Origin of the sequence: Ancylobacter crimeensis (assembly GCF_023016805.1) — a bacterium.
Classification (GTDB): Bacteria; Pseudomonadota; Alphaproteobacteria; order Rhizobiales; family Xanthobacteraceae; genus Ancylobacter; species Ancylobacter crimeensis.
In genome coordinates this window covers 383,516-400,259 of the sequence record NZ_JALKCH010000003.1, presented here as the reverse complement: position 1 = coordinate 400,259, position 16,744 = coordinate 383,516, and the positions used below count along the sequence as shown (strand labels likewise).

General features: G+C 65.0%; 14 protein-coding genes and 1 tRNA gene. 12 read left to right on the top strand and 3 right to left on the bottom strand.

Going from position 1 to position 16,744, the window contains the following annotated elements:
- Positions 1–199: 199 nt before the first annotated feature.
- The 12 genes from MWN34_RS06085 (at position 200) to MWN34_RS06030 (ending at position 14,703) form a co-directional block, all read left to right on the top strand.
- The gene (locus MWN34_RS06085) at positions 200–1,171 is read left to right on the top strand and encodes a LysR family transcriptional regulator (RefSeq protein ID WP_247027571.1); all 972 of its coding nucleotides are present in this window, start codon (positions 200–202) and stop codon (positions 1,169–1,171) included.
- A gap of 34 nt (positions 1,172–1,205) precedes the next feature.
- Positions 1,206–2,108 (top strand): amino acid ABC transporter substrate-binding protein, encoded by a 903-nt coding sequence (locus MWN34_RS06080; protein ID WP_247027569.1) that lies wholly within the window; start codon positions 1,206–1,208, stop codon positions 2,106–2,108.
- A 146-nt stretch (positions 2,109–2,254) separates the two neighbouring features.
- Positions 2,255–2,986, top strand: a complete 732-nt coding sequence (locus tag MWN34_RS06075; protein ID WP_247027567.1) for an amino acid ABC transporter permease — start codon at positions 2,255–2,257, stop codon at positions 2,984–2,986.
- A gap of 3 nt (positions 2,987–2,989) precedes the next feature.
- Positions 2,990–3,682 carry an amino acid ABC transporter permease gene (locus MWN34_RS06070; protein ID WP_247027565.1) on the top strand — a complete coding sequence of 231 codons (693 nt, stop codon included), beginning with the start codon at positions 2,990–2,992 and terminating at the stop codon, positions 3,680–3,682.
- Positions 3,683–3,708: 26 nt separating this feature from the next.
- Positions 3,709–4,440: an amino acid ABC transporter ATP-binding protein gene (locus MWN34_RS06065; RefSeq protein WP_247027660.1), complete on the top strand. Its 732-nt coding sequence runs from the start codon at positions 3,709–3,711 to the stop codon at positions 4,438–4,440.
- Between the two features lie 35 nt (positions 4,441–4,475).
- Positions 4,476–5,339, top strand: coding sequence for a D-amino-acid transaminase (locus tag MWN34_RS06060; protein WP_247027564.1), 864 nt, complete (start codon positions 4,476–4,478; stop codon positions 5,337–5,339).
- A gap of 642 nt (positions 5,340–5,981) precedes the next feature.
- Positions 5,982–7,238 carry a glycosyltransferase family 4 protein gene (locus tag MWN34_RS06055; protein WP_247027562.1) on the top strand — a complete coding sequence of 419 codons (1,257 nt, stop codon included), beginning with the start codon at positions 5,982–5,984 and terminating at the stop codon, positions 7,236–7,238.
- 65 nt (positions 7,239–7,303) lie between these two features.
- On the top strand, positions 7,304–8,395 hold the full coding sequence (gene gmd, locus MWN34_RS06050; protein ID WP_247027658.1) for a GDP-mannose 4,6-dehydratase: 1,092 nt from the start codon (positions 7,304–7,306) through the stop codon (positions 8,393–8,395).
- Between the two features lie 124 nt (positions 8,396–8,519).
- Positions 8,520–8,593: transfer RNA gene (locus MWN34_RS06045), tRNA-Gly, on the top strand.
- 674 nt (positions 8,594–9,267) lie between these two features.
- A complete protein-coding gene (locus MWN34_RS06040) occupies positions 9,268–10,185 on the top strand; it encodes a polyphosphate kinase 2 family protein (protein WP_247027559.1) in 918 nt (305 codons plus the stop codon).
- Between the two features lie 32 nt (positions 10,186–10,217).
- Positions 10,218–11,867 (top strand): Na/Pi cotransporter family protein, encoded by a 1,650-nt coding sequence (locus MWN34_RS06035; RefSeq protein WP_247027557.1) that lies wholly within the window; start codon positions 10,218–10,220, stop codon positions 11,865–11,867.
- Positions 11,868–11,976: 109 nt separating this feature from the next.
- The gene (locus tag MWN34_RS06030; RefSeq protein ID WP_247027555.1) at positions 11,977–14,703 is read left to right on the top strand and encodes a cation-translocating P-type ATPase; all 2,727 of its coding nucleotides are present in this window, start codon (positions 11,977–11,979) and stop codon (positions 14,701–14,703) included.
- A 351-nt stretch (positions 14,704–15,054) separates the two neighbouring features.
- Here MWN34_RS06030 and MWN34_RS06025 read toward each other — a convergent pair whose 3' ends face one another.
- The 3 genes from MWN34_RS06025 to MWN34_RS06015 all read right to left on the bottom strand — a co-directional run bounded on the left by MWN34_RS06025 (position 15,055) and on the right by MWN34_RS06015 (position 16,717).
- Positions 15,055–15,594: an SH3 domain-containing protein gene (locus MWN34_RS06025; protein ID WP_247027553.1), complete on the bottom strand. Its 540-nt coding sequence runs from the start codon at positions 15,592–15,594 to the stop codon at positions 15,055–15,057.
- Positions 15,585–16,088 carry an invasion associated locus B family protein gene (locus MWN34_RS06020; RefSeq protein WP_247027551.1) on the bottom strand — a complete coding sequence of 168 codons (504 nt, stop codon included), beginning with the start codon at positions 16,086–16,088 and terminating at the stop codon, positions 15,585–15,587. Before MWN34_RS06020 ends, MWN34_RS06025 begins: the two co-directional genes overlap by 10 nt.
- A 236-nt stretch (positions 16,089–16,324) precedes the next feature.
- Entirely contained in the window at positions 16,325–16,717 is a 393-nt protein-coding gene (locus tag MWN34_RS06015) for a dihydrofolate reductase family protein (protein ID WP_247027656.1), read from the bottom strand.
- Positions 16,718–16,744 lie beyond the last annotated feature (27 nt).

The following is a 16,744-nucleotide window of genomic DNA, read 5'->3' as shown; positions in this document are numbered from 1 at the left end:
TGCAAGATTTGCATTGGATGTTCTCGTGCAAGGCGCCTTCCGTTCCGATGTTCAGGTGCCGTGATCCGGTTCGTTATGCAAAAAATGCAATGACAAGCTGAATGCCGACAACCTAGGATGCGCAACAACCGATCGCCGCATCCAGCCGATGGGTGTTTCCACCGAGGCAAATGGGTGTTTCCACCGAGGGACGTGCTGCATGGAGATTCGCTGGTTGCAGGATTTCCTCGCCGTCGCGGAAACCGGCAACTTCACGCGCGCAGCCGCCATGCGTAACACTTCGCAGGCGGCTTTCAGCCGTCGCATCCAGCAACTGGAGGGATGGATCGGCGTGCCGCTGATCGACCGCTCGGTGTTCCCCACCGCGCTGACGCCGAAGGGCGAGCAGTTCCGCGTGACCGCCAGCAACATCCTCTCCCAGATGCTGGAGATGCGCTCGGAGCTGAAGGGTTTCCCCGATGCCGGCGGCGCCCAGCATTTCCGTCTCGCCATGCCCTATGTGCTTGCCACCGCGCGCTTCCCGGCATGGTGGACGCAATGGACCCGGCAGAACGACTTCACGGCGACGCTTGTGGTCGGCAATGCGCATGAGATCGCCGTCGGGCTCACCTCTGGCGCGATCGACATGATGATCGGCTTCAGCGCCGCGCAGCAGCCCTTCTATCCCGAGCGTGACGGGGTCGAGAGCATCGAAATGGAGACGGATTTCCTGCGCCCCTTCATCAGCCCGGCGCTGCTGGAACGCGAGGGTTACCGCTTTCCCGGCGAGGCGCACCGCCCGCTGCCGCTGCTGATGTATTCAAGCGGGGTCTATTTCGCCCGGCTGGTCGATCTCATCATCGAGAATGCCGGGGGCATCACCCATCGCCGCCACGTCATCGAGAACGACATGTCGGACGTGCTGCGTGACATGGCGATCGAAGGGCACGGCATCGCGTGGCTGCCCGAGAGCACCGTCGCCGCCGGTCCGCGCGGCACCCTCGTCGCGATCGGCGGGGCGCAATGGTCGATGCCGATGAGCATCCTGGCGATGCGCGAGCGCGCCAACACCAATCCGGCCGTATCGCGCCTCTGGCAGCTGATCCGGCGGACGCGGCAGACGCCGCCTGCACGACGCCGGCCGAGCCCCCACAGCCCGAGGCTCGATCCGGCGAACGAAACCCACCCCTGACGCCTGCCAGAAACGCCAACCAAAGGGAAACGACATGAAACGGCTGTGTCTCATCGCGGTGACCGCTCTCCTCCTGCCCGGCCTCGCCTCCGCCGAGGAACTCACCGGGACGCTGAAGAAGATTAAGGAGAGCGGCACGATCTCCATCGGCAATCGCGAGAGTTCGGTGCCGTTCTCCTATCTCGACGATGCCGGCAAGCCGATCGGCTTCGCCATGGACATCTGCGCCGCCGTCGCCGACGCCGTGAAGGCCAAGCTCGGCCTCGAAAAGCTCGACGTGAAATACACCGCGGTCACCTCCTCGACCCGCATTCCGCTGATCGCCAACGGCACGATCGATCTCGAATGCGGTTCGACCACCAACAATGCCGAGCGCCAGAAGCAGGTGAGCTTCACCAACACCCACTATCTCACCGCCTCGGCCTTCGTTTCCAAGAAGGCCAACAACCTGACCAAGATCGACGATCTCAAGGGCAAGACCGTGGTCTCCACGGCCGGCACCACCAACATGAAGCAGTTGGTGGAGGCGAATGCCGCGCGCAATCTCGGCATCAACGTGCTCTCCGCCAAGGACCACGCCGCCGCCTTCCTGATGGTCGAGACCGATCGTGCCGACGCCTTCGTGATGGACGACGTGCTGCTGGCGAGCCTTGCCGCCTCCTCGAAGGATCCGGCCGCCTACCAGCTCTCGACGGAAGCTTTTTCCAAGCCCGAGCCTTACGGGATCATGATTCCGAAGGACGACCCGGCCTTCAAGGCGGTGGTCGATCAGGCGACCGCCGATCTCTACAAGAGCCCGAAGATGACGGATCTCTACAACAAGTGGTTCCTCTCGCCGATCCCGCCGAAGAACCTGAACCTCAACGTGCCGATGAGCGCGGCGCTCAAGAAGGCCTTCGCCAACCCGACGGATTCGCCGGACCCGGCGGCCTATTGATCCGCACCATGCCTGTTGTCCCGGTCGGCCCGCAGGGGCCGGTCGGGACGACTTGCGTGTGCGGCCGATCGGGGGTCGGATAGGACCCGGGGGACGATCCCGCCGCACCGCCTCGCGCTTCCACGCGCCGTCTCGCAGGAGCCCTCATGAACTATCACTGGAACTGGGGCATCTTCTGGGAGATGTCGCCGGAAGGCACCGGCACCTATTTCGACATGTTGCTGGCGGGGCTGTGGTGGACGCTGGCGACCTCGGCGCTGGCGTGGATCATCGCCTTCAGCGTCGGCTCGGTCGTCGGCGTGCTGCGCACGCTGCGGTCCGGCTGGGTGGTGATGGCGTGCAATGCCTATGTCGAGCTGTTCCGCAACATCCCGATCCTCGTCCAGCTCTTCCTCTGGTATTTCGTGCTGCCGGAGGTGCTGCCGGCCGAGATGGGCCGCTGGCTCAAGACCATGCCCAATGCCGCGTTCTGGACCGGCAGCATCGGCATCGGGCTCTTCATGTCCGCACGCGTGGCGGAGCAGGTGAAGGCCGGACTTCAGGCGCTGCCGCGCGGGCAGTGGATGGCGGGCACCGCGCTGGGCCTCACCACCGCGCAGACCTATCGCTACATCCTGCTGCCGACGGCGTTCCGCATCATCCTGCCGCCGCTCACCTCCGAGATGCTGAACACGGTGAAGAACTCCTCGGTCGCGCTCACCATCGGCCTGATGGAACTGACGGCGCAGACCCGCGCGATGCAGGAGTTCAGCTTCCAGGTGTTCGAGGCCTTCACCGCCGCCACGATCCTCTATCTGATCGTCAATGCGGTGGTCACGCTGGCGATGCGCTGGGTCGAGAAGATGGCCGCCGTACCCGGCTACACGACGGGGCACTGAGCGATGCTGGGCTCCCTCGATTTCGATGTCATCACCCGCTCGCTGCCCTATGTGCTCGGCGAGGGGCTGCGCTTCACCTTGACGCTCACGGCGCTCGCGACCGTCTTCGGCCTCACGCTCGGCACCATCCTGGCGCTGATGCGGTTGTCCGGCATGAAGGCGCTGTCGGTGCCGGCGACGCTCTATGTCAACCTGATGCGCTCGCTGCCGCTGGTGCTGGTCATCTTCTGGTTCTATTTCCTCGTGCCCTATATCGGCCAGTTCGTGCTGCGCACGGAGCGGCCGGTGCAGGTGGGCGCGTTCGCCTCGGCGCTCATCACCTTCTCGCTGTTCGAGGCGGCGTATTTCTCCGAGATCATGCGCGCCGGCATCCAGTCGGTGGCGCGCGGCCAGGCGGCGGCAGGTTCGGCGCTCGGCCTCACCTATCGCCAGCTCATGCAATACGTGATCCTGCCGCAGGCGGTGCGCAACATGCTTCCGGTGATGCTGACGCAGACCATCGTGCTGTTTCAGGACACTTCGCTGGTCTACGTCATCTCGCTGACCGACCTGCTCGGCGCCGCGGCCACGGTGGCGAACCGCGATGGGCGGCTCGTCGAGATGTATGTCTTCGCCGCGCTGATCTATTTCGTGATTTCCTTCGGCGCATCGCTGGTGGTGCGCCGCCTTCAGGCCCGCATGGCCATCATCCGCTGATCGTCGGAAGGAACGTTCCCATGGCCATGATCCGTCTGGAAGGGGTGTCCAAATGGTACACGCCCCAGTTTCAGGTGCTGAAGGACTGCACCCTGAGCGTTGCGAAGGGCGAAGTGCTGGTGGTCTGCGGCCCGTCGGGCTCCGGCAAGTCGACGCTCATCAAGTGCATCAATGCGTTGGAGCCGTTTCAGGCGGGCTCGATCGTGATTGACGGCGCGAAACTGCCCGACCCGAAGACCAACCTGCCGAAGCTGCGGTCCCGCATCGGCATGGTGTTCCAGCATTTCGAGCTGTTCCCGCACCTCTCGATCACCCAGAATCTCTGCCTCGCGCAAGAGAAGGTCCTGCGGCGCGGCCATGAGGAGGCGATGGCCAAGGCGATGATGCTGCTGGAGCGCGTCGGCCTGACCGCGCACGCCCACAAGTTTCCCGGCCAGCTTTCCGGCGGCCAGCAGCAGCGCGTCGCCATCGCGCGGGCGCTGGCGATGGACCCCATCGCCATGCTGTTCGACGAGCCGACCTCCGCGCTCGATCCCGAAATGATCAACGAGGTGCTGGACGTCATGGTGGAACTCGCCGGCGAGGGCATGACGATGATGGTGGTGACCCACGAAATGGGCTTCGCCCGCAAGGTCGCCGATCGCGTGGTTTTCATGGATGGCGGCGAGATCATCGAGGACCGGCCGACCGAGGCCTTCTTCGGCTCGCCCCATTCCGCCCGTGCCCAGACCTTCCTCTCCAAGATCCTGGCCCATTGAGGACCGCTCCTTCAAACCGTCTGTGAGTGCATGTCATGACCGCCACCACCTCGCCCCGCATCGTCTATCTGAACGGCACGTTTCTCCCGATCGAGGAGGCGCGCATCCCGGTCATGGATCGCGGCTTCCTGTTCGGCGACGGGATCTACGAGGTGACCGCGGTGCTCGACGGCCGCTTCGCCGACAATGAGGCGCATCTGCGCCGGCTGGACCGCTCGCTCGGCGAGATCGGCATTCCCAACCCGCACACCGTCGCGGAATGGACCGCGATCCAGAACGAGCTGGTGGCGCGCAACAACCTCACCGAAGGGCTCATCTATATCGAGGTCACCCGCGGCGTGCAGGAGCGCGACTTCGCCTATCCGGCGAATCTCGCCCCGACGGTTGTGATGTTCACCCAGGCGAAGCCGGTGCGGGCCAATGCCGGCCTCGCCAAGGGCGCGAGCGTGATCACCGTGCCGGATCTGCGTTGGGCGCGGCGCGACATCAAGTCGGTCGCCCTTCTCGCACAGGTCCTGGCCAAGCAGGCCGCCGTGAACGCGGGCGCCAACGAGGCATGGATGGTGCAGGACGGCGTCGTGACCGAAGGCGCTTCCTCCACGGCCTTCATCGTGACCGAGGCCGGCGAGCTCATCACCCGCCCGCTCTCCCATGCGGTGCTTCCCGGCATCACCCGCGGCGCGGTGCTGCGGCTGGTGGCCGGGAACGGCCTCACCTTCGTGGAGCGCACCTTCACCGTGGAGGAAGCGAAGGCGGCGAAGGAAGCCTTCTTCACCAGCGCCTCCACCATCGTGATGCCGGTTGTCTCCATCGACGGCACGCCGATCGGCGATGGCCGCCCCGGCCGCCTCGCCCTCCAGCTCCGCGAGCTCTACATCGAGGCGCTGACGGCTCGCTGACGAAGGACGGCGCCCGTCCTCCTTTTGTGGAAGGGCGCCAGACCGCCGGCCGCCGGACCGCGAACTAGCAGTCATGTCTGCACCGGATAAGGGCGCCGCTCCGGCGCCGCCTTTTTATCAGCGCCGCCTTTTTTTGGCGGCGCCATATTCCGCGGGTGCGCCGTGCGTCCGGCCGGCGCCGGTCCGCTCTCTCGGTCTTTCAAGGTGCTCGCGGGCCTCGGTAGCGGTTACGGCCTGTCATTGTACCAATCGTCGACGTGCCATCGACCGACGTGTCAACGCGCGCCGCTGATCCTTTCGTCTTGTCAAGAATCTCCTTCGGATGCCGCGAAAGCACATACGGTGGTCTGGCATCCGCCTGGCTAGTGTGTTTTTCACGAAATATTCGAGTTGCGATAAGATATTTCCAAATTAACAGTAAAAATTGTATCATGGCGACGTAGTCTCATGCAGAGGCGGCGAAGCTTAATATACTACCTCTCTCTAAGATATTCGTCGCGGTGTTCCATTGCTCTGGAAGATCCCGTTTTCGCGGGGGAAGCCTGATCGCGCATTATTTCATGCGCCCGCCGCCGCCATGCGTTGGCGTCGACAAATGTCCTCCGAATATCCTTGCCTGCTGCGCGATTAAGGGGTCGTTTCATGAAGATCGCGATTGTGCATGAGTGGTTTACGACCTATGCCGGATCTGAAAAAGTGCTTGCAGCGATGCTGGAAGAGTTTCCTCAGGCCGATATCTTCTCCCAGGTCGACTTCCTTTCAGATGAAGACCGCGCCCACATAGGCGGCCGGCATGCAAAGACAAGCTTCATCCAGAAACTGCCTTTCGCAAAGAAAAACTACCGTTATTATTTCCCTCTCATGCCGCTGGCTGTCGAGCAGCATGATCTGTCTGGTTATGACGTCATCGTCTCGAATAGCCATTCGGTGGCGAAGGGCATCATCGTTGGCCCCGATCAGCTTCATATCTGCTACTGCTACAGCCCGATGCGTTATGCGTGGGATCTGCAGAACCAGTATCTTTCCGAATCGGGGATCGTCGGATTTCGTGGCGCTTTTGCCCGGCTTATGCTGCATTTCATGCGCATATGGGACACCCGTACCGCCGCCGGGGTCGATCATTTCATCGCCTGTTCGCGCTATATTTCACGTCGAATACTGAAGTCCTATCGGCGCGACTCGACGGTGATCTATCCGAATGTCGACGTAGATAGCTTCGTTCCCGGAAATGAGCGGGATGATTTTTATGTCACGTCCTCGCGCATGGTCCCCTACAAGAAGATCCACCTCATCGTCGAAGCCTTCGCCCGTATGCCGCACCGCAAGCTCGTGGTCATCGGCGACGGTCCCCAGTTCAAGCGCATCAAGGCGCTGGCGACGCCGAACATCTCGGTCCTCGGCTTCCAGGAATTTCCCGTTCTGCTGGATCATCTGCAGCGCGCCCGCGCCTTTCTGTTCGCGGCGGAAGAGGATTTCGGCATCGCGCCGCTGGAGGCGCAGGCCTGCGGCACGCCGGTCATCGCCTTCGCCAGGGGCGGTGCCAGCGAAACGGTGATCGACGGTGTCACCGGCGTCTATTTTCACGAGCAGACCCCCGAGGCGATCTGCGATGCGGTGGCGCGCTTCGAAGAATTGCCGCCCGGCCATTTCGACGAGGAGGAATTGCGCGAGCATGCCCGCAGCTTCTCCACCGCGATGTTCCGCGATCAGTTCCGCACTTTCGTGGAGGACGCGTGGGCGGCCCATTGTCTGAAACTCGCACCCGGCAGGTCGCGCCCGCATGGATTGGGCCAGCCGATGCCGATCGCGGAAAAGATCGAGCCGGCCCGCGACCACAGGGCCGCCGGTCGAGCGAGCGTTCGATCGGCCGGCGGCAATGTCTATGATCTTCAGTCGTGATGTCCGGCGGGTAGAGCAAGATCGACGATTTCGTGTAGCGGTTTCAGTTCGAACATGGAATTCATATCGTGAAAACGGCTCTCATTACCGGAATCACCGGGCAGGATGGTCCTTATCTCGCCAAATTGCTCATCGAGAAAGGATATCGTGTCTACGGAACTTACCGTCGTTCGAGCATTCTCAGCTTCTGGCGACTGGAATATCTCGGTCTTCTGGATCATGAGAGGCTACACCTTCTCAATCACGACCTGATCGACTCCGGCGGTGCAATGCGATTGCTGGCGCGTTGCGAGCCGGACGAAGTGTATAATCTGGCCGCGCAAACCTTCGTCGGCTCCTCCTTCGACCAGCCGACGCAGACCGCGGAGATCACCGGCATCGGGCCGCTCCATATGCTGGAGGCGATCCGCACCATCAATCCGAAGATCCGCTTTTACCAGGCTTCCTCCGCTGAGATGTTCGGGAAGGTTCAGGCGACCCCGCAGGACGAGACCACATCCTTCTACCCGCGGAGTCCTTATGGTGTCTCCAAGCTGTTCGCGCATTGGATGACGATCAACTATCGGGAATCCTATGGAATCTTCGGTGGCATCGGCATTCTCTTCAATCATGAATCGCCCTTGCGCGGCGAGGAGTTCGTGACGCGCAAGATCACGAAAACGGTCGCCGCCATCGCGCAGGGTGCGCCTGCAACGCTCGCGCTGGGCAATCTCGATGCCCGCCGCGACTGGGGCTACGCTGCCGATTATGTGCGCGGCATCTGGTCGATCCTGCAGGCGGACGAGCCCGACACCTTCGTCATCGCGACCTCGAAGACCGCCAGCGTGCGGGAATTCGCCAGCCTCGCCTTCGACCTGGCCGGTCTGCCTCTGGAATGGGTGGGCAGCGGCCTCGACGAGCGCGGCCTCTGCCGCAAGACCGGCCGGGTCCTCGTGCGCATCGACCCGGCCTTCATCCGGCCCGCCGAGGTCGACATGCTGCTCGGCGACGCCTCGAAGGCCGAGCGCGTGCTCGGCTGGCGTCACACGACGTCGATGCAGGAACTCTGTGCCATCATGCTCGAGGCCGACATGCAGCGCGAGCGCCGGACCAGCCGTCTGCGGGCCGAGCCGGAGCTTGAGCGTGTCAGTTCCGAGCGGGTCAGGAGCTTCGCCTGAGGCGTTCGCGAGCGACGGAACGTCGAAGCTCGCTGCCTTCCTGCCACCCCAAAATCCCCTGTTCGCAGCGATAGGAAGGGGCTTGAAGCGGGAACGCCGGCCACATAAGGTGCGGCTTCTCTGAGCGGGCGTAGTTCAATGGTAGAACGGCAGCTTCCCAAGCTGCATACGAGGGTTCGATTCCCTTCGCCCGCTCCAGTTTTTCTGAATGTGCATCCGCCGTGGCGAACGCTGGTGCTATGTCCACCGCGTCCCGGCCAATGTCGCCGGTGCAGATCCGCGGGGCGCCCGAATCCGGCTGGCCCTGCGCGCTAACGATCTCGCGATGGCCCGGGCCATCGCGATGCCTGGAAAGGCCGATCACGATCTTTGGGCGGCGCTGCTGGCAGGCGACGATATCGAAGCCGCCGTGAAGCGCCATGCCGCCGCCTCGCGCCACGCGGCGGCCCTCGGTTTCGGCTACCGTCCGGCGGCCGAGCCGCCGCCGAGGCCAGGTGGCAGGAACTCCACGAGCGAAGCGAGGCCATTGCCGACATCCGCACGCCGCAGGCGGTCGAGAAGGCCGTGCTCGGCGGCGAGTCGAGGTAGTGAGCGACAAGCCGATCGGCGAGATCACCCGCGAGGGCGCGCATAGAGGATCGGTATCCTTTTAGGCCATCGCCGCGCACGTCAGGCATACGGTTCCGGTGGCCTACCGTCCTGACCGCCGCCGCAGTTCCCGGCGCCGAGCGCTCGAGCCGAACCGACGCGCCCGGATGATTTTTCCGATATGCTCATCACAAAGCTCGTTTTCCATAGCCCGCTCCAGGGTGCGGAGCTGCCGGCTATCGTCCGGCGGGCATCGAGCAAGAAGAACGGGAAGAGGCGCGCCAATGCCACGCAACAAGATCATCGGCAACAAGATCATCGACAGTATCTCGGCATATGTGGATCCGTTTCGTGTCACCAACGGTGCGAATTTCCGCCTGAAAGACCAGAATCCCGGGGATACCCTCGGGCTCAAGCTGGACAAGGCCGAAGCCAGGGAACTGCTGGAGAAGGGAGCGGAGTGGCTCGCCAAGGAGCAGGAGATTCTCTACGCGCAGGATCGCTACTCCGTGCTGATCCTCTTCCAGGCCATGGACGCGGCCGGCAAGGACGGCACGATCAAGCATGTCATGGCACGGGTGAACCCGCAGGGATGCGGCGTCTTTTCGTTCAAGCAGCCCTCGGCCGAAGAACTGGCGCATGACTTCATGTGGCGCTACGCGGCCCATGTGCCGGCACGCGGGCGGATCGGAATCTTCAATCGCTCCTACTATGAAGAGGTTCTCGTGGTGCGGGTGCACGAGGCGCTTCTGGAGAAGCAGAAGCTGCCGCCGGAGCGCGTCGGCAAGCGCATCTGGGACCAGCGTCTCAGCGACATCGCCCATTTCGAGGACTATTGGACGCGGCAGGGCGTCATCGTCCTCAAGTTCTTCCTGAACCTGTCCCCCGAGGAGCAGAAGAGGCGCTTCATGGAGCGTCTCGACAATCCGGACAAGAACTGGAAGTTCTCGGCGGCCGATATTCGCGAGCGGCGGCACTGGGACGCCTACATGCACGCCTATGAGGAGGCGATCCGGGCGACAGCCACCAAGGCCGCGCCCTGGTATGTCGTGCCGGCCGACAACAAGTGGTTCACGCGTCTCGTGGTCGCTGCGGCGATCGTGGAGGCCGTCGAAAAACTGGACCTCGCCTATCCGACCCTTTCGAAGGCGGAGATGAGCGAGCTCGCTTTGGCGCGGTCGGAACTGGAGGCGCAATCGTGAACGCCCTCCAATCGTCATTCGGAGTCTGATTCATGTCGACGGCGATAGCGGTTCTCGGCGGCGTCGGACTGTTTCTGCTCGGCATGAGCGTCATGACCGACGGGCTCAAGGCCATGGCCGGCTCGGCCCTGCGCACCGTGCTCGGCAAGGCGGCCGCGACGCCGCTCTCGGGCGTGTTCTGGGGCGCGATCATCACTCTCATCGTGCAGTCGTCGAGCGCGACCACGATGACGACAATCGGCCTCGTCAGCGCGAAGCTCCTCACCTTCCCGCAGGGCCTGAGCCTCGTCTTCGGCGCGAATATAGGCACCACCGGAACCGGCTGGCTCGTCGCGTTGATCGGGCTGCGCGTCTCGCTCAGCGCATATGCGCTGCCGATGATCTTCGTCGGGGCGCTGGCAAAGCTGCTCGGCAGCGGACGCCTCGCCGCGGCCGGCGGGGCGCTGGCGGGCTTCGCGCTCGTGCTTTATGGGCTCGGCACACTCCAGCAGGGAATGGGCGGCCTCGCCGAACAACTGCATCCGTCGGACCTGCCGGCCGTCGTCGGCGCGCTGGGCGTCGGCGTGGCGGCCGGCTGGATCGGCCTCCTGACCCTCGTCGGCGTCGGTCTCGCCATGACCGCCGTCATGCAGTCCTCGACTGCCGCGATAGCGGTGACTCTGGCCGCCTTCGCCGCCGGGGCCATCTCGCTGGACCAGGGCTGCGCGCTCATCATCGGCCAGAATATCGGCACGGCGACGAGTTCGGCGCTGGCCGCGATCGGGGCAAGCGTGACGGCGAAACGGCTCGCGGCCGCCTATGTGCTGTTCAAGCTGATCGCGGCGGCGATCGCCATCGTGGCTTTCCCCTTCACCATGCCGTTCATGCAGCGCTTGATGGGCGCGGTGGACGGGCTCACGCTGCTCGCCGCCTACCACACGCTTTACAATGTCGTTGGCGTCGGCGTGCTGCTGCCGGCGATCGGCTGGTTCACGCGGTTTGTCGAGCGGCTGCTTCCGGATCGGACACCGTCCCTCCAGCGCAGCCTCGATCCGGCGGCGCTCGCCAATCCCGTCGTGGCGATCGAAGCGGCACGCAGCGTCATCGCCGCGGTCCTTCTCCGTTTTGGCCGTCCGCGGGAGGGCTTGGCTGCCGCCGGCGGCCCGTCTGATGCCGGTCGCGTCGCGGACAGCGTGGAGGTGCTGAAGGACGTGGAAACGTTCCTGTCCGAACTGAAATCGCCTCCTGTCGAGGCGGCGGAGCACAGGCGGCTGACGGGCACCGTGCACGCGCTCGATCACGCCGCGCGCCTCGCGGAACTCGCCGGCGAGGGCGGGGAACGGAAGGCCGCGCCCGGAAGCGGCGAGGATCTGCGCGCTGCCGAGCTTCATGCCTCGGCCATGGCCGACCTCGCCACGGTGATGCGCGAAATCGCCGACGAAACGGCTCTGAGTGATCGGGCGGCGTCGATCGGATGGGAGGTCTCCCCGCAGGCCGAAGCGCGGCTTGCCGACCTCGAGACCGCGACGAAGGCTCTGGCCGTGCTTCAGGGGGCGCATCGCGCCGAGACGCTCGCTGGCGTCGCGGCCGGGCGGCTCACGGCTGTCGAAGCCTTCGCCCGCGTCGACACGGTCCGCCGGCTGAGCGCGATGGCGCATCACGGTTGGCGCTCCGCCGTTCATCTCACGGGCCGCGGCGAATAGAGCGGAAAGCACGCCCACCAAGGGCAGCGGTCGTCGCGGCGCCAAGGCTTCGGCGCGACGGCTGTGGCGGCTGGCGCGTGGCAGCAAGACAAGCGGGAGGAGACAGGACATGAGTACCGGCAAGGCTGCGGCGCCGCAGGATGCCACCCCGATCTGGCACGCCGTGTCGGCGGAAGACGCGCTGAACGATCTTGCCAGCGATTTCCGAAGCGGCCTCTCTCCCTCCGAGGCAGACGCCCGACTTCAGACATTCGGCCCCAATCGCCTGCCGGCCGGCAAGCGGCAGGGGCCGTTCCTGCGATTGCTGTCGCAGTTCAACAACATCCTGATCTACGTTCTCCTCGCCGCCGGCTTCGTCAAGCTGATGCTCGGTCTCTGGCTCGACGCCTCCATCATCTTCGCTGTCGTGATCCTCAACGCGGTGCTCGGCTTCATCCAGGAAGGCAAGGCGGAAAAGGCGCTCGATTCGATCCGCAACATGCTGTCGTCGGAAGCGCGTGTGCTGCGCGGCGGCGAGACACGCATGCTGCCCGCCGAGGCCCTTGTGCCCGGCGACATCGTGCTGCTCGAATCGGGCGACCGGATTCCCGCCGATATCCGCCTGGTCGAGGCGAAAAACCTGCGCACCGAAGAGGCGGCGCTGACCGGCGAGTCGGTTCCATCCGAGAAGACCGCGGACCCGGTTCCGGCCAAGGCGACGATCGGTGATCGCCACAATATGGGCTTCTCGGGCACAATGGTGGTTTCCGGCCGCGCCACCGGTATGGTCGTCGCGACCGGCGCCGCGACGGAACTCGGCCGGATCAACCGGATGCTGGCCGAGGTGAGCGTGCTGGAGACGCCGCTGCTGCGGCAGATCAAGGCGTTCGGCTACGTCATCACCGCGGCCATCGGCGTGATCAGCGTGCTCCTGTTCATGTGGGGCCGCTGGCTCGGCCATATGAGCTTCATCGAGCTGTTCCAGGCCGTGGTCGGGATCGCGGTGTCGCTGATCCCCGAGGGCCTGCCCGCCTTGATCACCATCACGCTGGCGATCGGCGTGCAGCGCATGGCCCAGCGCAACGCCATCATCCGCCGCTTGCCCGCGGTCGAGACGCTCGGGTCAGTTTCGCGCATCTGCTCGGACAAGACCGGCACGCTGACGCTGATGGAAATGATGGTGACCTCCGTGGTCACGTCCGATGCGGATTATGAGGTCAGCGGCAACGGCTACGCGCCCGAGGGCGAGGTGACGCGGAACGGCAGCAAGGCCGGCAGGGATCCGACGCTCGAGCGGATGGGCCTCGTGTCGCTGCTCTGCAACGACGCGGAACTGTTCGGGGTGGACGGCAGGTGGAAGGTCGAGGGCGACCCGACCGAGGGAGCCCTCTTTCCCTTCGCCGCGAAGCTCGGCATGGACCGTGCCGCGGAAAGCGCCGCCACCCCCCGCATCGACGCCATTCCGTTCGAATCCGAGCACAAGTTCATGGCGACCCTGCACCGCCTGACAGACGGCAAGGAGATATTGCTGGTCAAGGGTGCCCCCGAGGTCGTGCTCGAGCATTGCGACCGTCAGCAAATGGAGAGCGGCGACACCGTGCCCATCGATCGCGCGCATTTCGCGCAGGCCGGCGACCGGCTCGCCGCCCGGGGCGAGCGCGTTCTGGGGCTGGCGTGGCTTCCCTCGCCCGGGCTCCAGGCGGGACATCTGAGCGCGGCTGACCTGCCGAAAAATCTCGTCGCCCTGGGATTGGTCGGCCTCATGGATCCGCCGCGTGCCGAGGCGATCGAGGCCGTCAGCGAATGTCACGCCGGCGGAATCCGGGTCACCATGATCACCGGCGACCACAAGATCACCGCCGCGGCCATTGCCCGGATGCTCGGCATCGGCGACGGCACGACGGCCGTGGCCGGTACGGAAATCGAGGCGATGAACGACGCCGAGCTGCAGGACTGCGTGCGCGACGTCGACGTCTTCGCCCGCGCCAGCCCCGAACACAAGCTCCGGCTGGTCAAGGCGATCCAGAACAACGGGCAGATCGTCGCCATGACCGGCGACGGCGTCAATGACGCGCCGGCTTTGAAGAAGGCCGATATCGGGGTCGCGATGGGCATCAAGGGCACGGAGGTGACGAAGGAGGCGGCCGGCATGATCCTGGCGGACGACAATTTCGCCTCGATCTCGGCCGCGGTGAAGGAAGGCCGCACCGTCTACAACAATATCGAGAAGGCGCTGCTGTTCATGCTGCCGACCAATGTCGCGCAGGGAGCGGTCATCGCCATCGCCATCCTGTTCGCCTTCACTCTGCCGATCACGGCGCCCCAGGTGCTGTGGATCAACATGGTGACCTCGGTGGCGCTTGGCCTCGTCATCGCCTTCGAGCCGCATGAGCGCGACGTAATGCTGCGCCCCCCGCGCCCCACCGCCCAGCCGATCGTCACCGGCTTCGGGCTCTGGCGCATCCTGTTCGTAGGCGCGGCCCTCGTCATCTACACGCTTGCCGCCTTCGCCCTCAGGAAGGCCCAGGGTGCCTCGGACGGCATGGCGCGCACCGCTGCCGTCAACACCATCGCCATCGGCCAGATCTTCTATCTGCTCAACAGCCGCTTCCTGGTCGACTCGTCGCTATCGCTTCGCGCCCATGCCGGCAACCCCTACCTCCTCTACGGCATCGGGGCCGTGGTCGTGCTCCAGCTTCTCTTCACCTACACCGCTCCCTTCCACGCGATCTTCGGTAACGAGTCGCTGCCGCTCTGGATCTGGCCGTGGCTCATCGGCGGCGGTGTCGTTTTCTTCCTGGTCGTCGAACTCGAGAAGCTCATCATCCGGCGTGTGGCCGCCATTTCTCGCAGGTGATGCGCGCAAGGTGGCCGTCCCGCCCGAGCATGGAGATGGCGGGCGGGGTGTTCCCGCACCGCGCCTCCTCACCTGGCGTGCGCTGTGGCTGAAGCGGGTGCCGGGCGTTTTCCGTGCGGAGGACGTTGCTGCCGGCCACCAAGCGCCCTGCCGCCGACGCTGAGATCGGCTCGCTTCAAGGCGTTCTGTTGAGCACCGACACGGCGGCCTGGAGCCGGAGCGATGCGAGCCGGCTGCTGGATCGTTTCGACGCTGTTCGCGGGACGCACGACACGGTCCTGCCGACCTCCGGTCTTCCCCGCTCAACCCCGCCCCTTATTTGAATGGATAGAACTTGCTCGGTGGGAGGCCCTAAAGGATCTCGTCGGGATAGACGCCCCAGAGCCGCGCCTGCGGCATGTAGCCGGCGACGCCATGGCCCTTCACCTCGACACGGCACCATGAGGTGCGGCAGGCGAGCGGGGTCACCAGCACCTCGGGTTCCAGCAAGGCGCGGATCGGTGCGGCGGCGTCGGGGCCGGTTCGCAGGGCGACGTTGCGGCCGCCACGGGCCTGCACCAGTGCGGTGCGGCGGCTGGAGAGCATGGCACCGTGCACCCAGCCGAGCTCGCCGCCGCTGTCGCGGATACGGCGCCAGTTGCCGTAGCGGTTCATCACCTCGACCGGCAGGGCCGGTCGGGTGAAGACCCACACGATCGGATAATCGAGCCCCGGCCCGACCCTCACATTGGTGGTGGTGCGCTTCAGCGAGGCGAAATAGGGCAGGGGCGCGGGATCATTGGTCCGCGCCTGCGTGGTTCCCATCGCCTGCGGCGCCAGCGTCAACAGCCCGGCTAGGCCGAGCGCCGTCCAGCCTCGGGCGGTGCCGCGCGCCCGCGAGGTCAGCGGCATTGGCTGAGGATCTGCGTGCTCGCCGCCGTTATCCCGTCGAGCGAGAAGACGTAGCTGGTGTCGTTGCCGCGGGCCGAGGTCGCGCTCACCGCCATGGTGCTGCCGCCCTGCATGGCGGCGAGCAGTTCGGGCTCGCGCTCGGTGCGGCGCAGCCAGGCCGCATTGCCGTCGGTGATCATGACGAAGGAATTCTCGCCGATGCTCACCATCACCTTTGAGCCGGCGGCGAACTGGTAGCCGGCCTTGAAGCTCGCCTCGGTGCGCGGCTCGCCCTTCTTTCCAGCCTTGAGGAAGAAGAGCACATCGCCGTGATCGAGCTGGTCCGGTTTTGTCGCGATGGGCAGGCTATTGGTGAAGCAGCGCACGACGTTGCCATCCTTGTAGGAATAGGTTCCCCAGTTCTTGAACTGGCCCATGGTGGCAACGCCTGCGGCGGAGGCGGCGCCTGCACCGAGAATCATTGTGACAAGGGTGACGGATATCGTGCGGATCATCGTGGAATGGCTCTCCTCAATTGCAGTCCTTGCGGAAACTGTGCGGCGGGTTTTAACGTCCGGTTAAGGAGCGGTCACCCCATCACCCCCTCATCGGCGATCACGAGCGCAAGAGGGCGAATGCGGGACGCTCTCGGCGCGTACGCACGCGACGCGGTGCAAGGGATTGCGACCGCTCGCGCGCGCTCGCCGGGCCGGTGCCGCGGGCGGTATCACGATGTCGCGATGGGGAAGGTTCAGCTTCGCGCAGGCGGCCCGGCGACCAGCCAGGCCGGGTCGAACCAGCGGTCGGCCTCGCCGTCATAGGGCAGGCGGGTGATGTCCCAATATTCGATGAAGGGCGCATAGGCACGCCACACCGCGGGGCCACCGCATACATAGACGACCCGGCCGGGAAACCGCGCCAGCACCGCGGCGGGATCCTCGTGCGAGCGGATCTCCACGATCTCGCGGTGATCCCATGCGAAAGCGGGGAAGGAGGCGCGGGTGGCGGGGCCGGCGATCAGCACATGCCCGCGGGTGAGATCGAAGAAGCGTGCCGGATCGGCGATGAAGATCGGCTCCGGCCGGCCTTCCCACGGCAATTGCCCGTCGAGCCCGAGCTGGCCGCGCCGGCCGATGGCGCACATCGCACGTATTTCGGCACGTATCTCGGC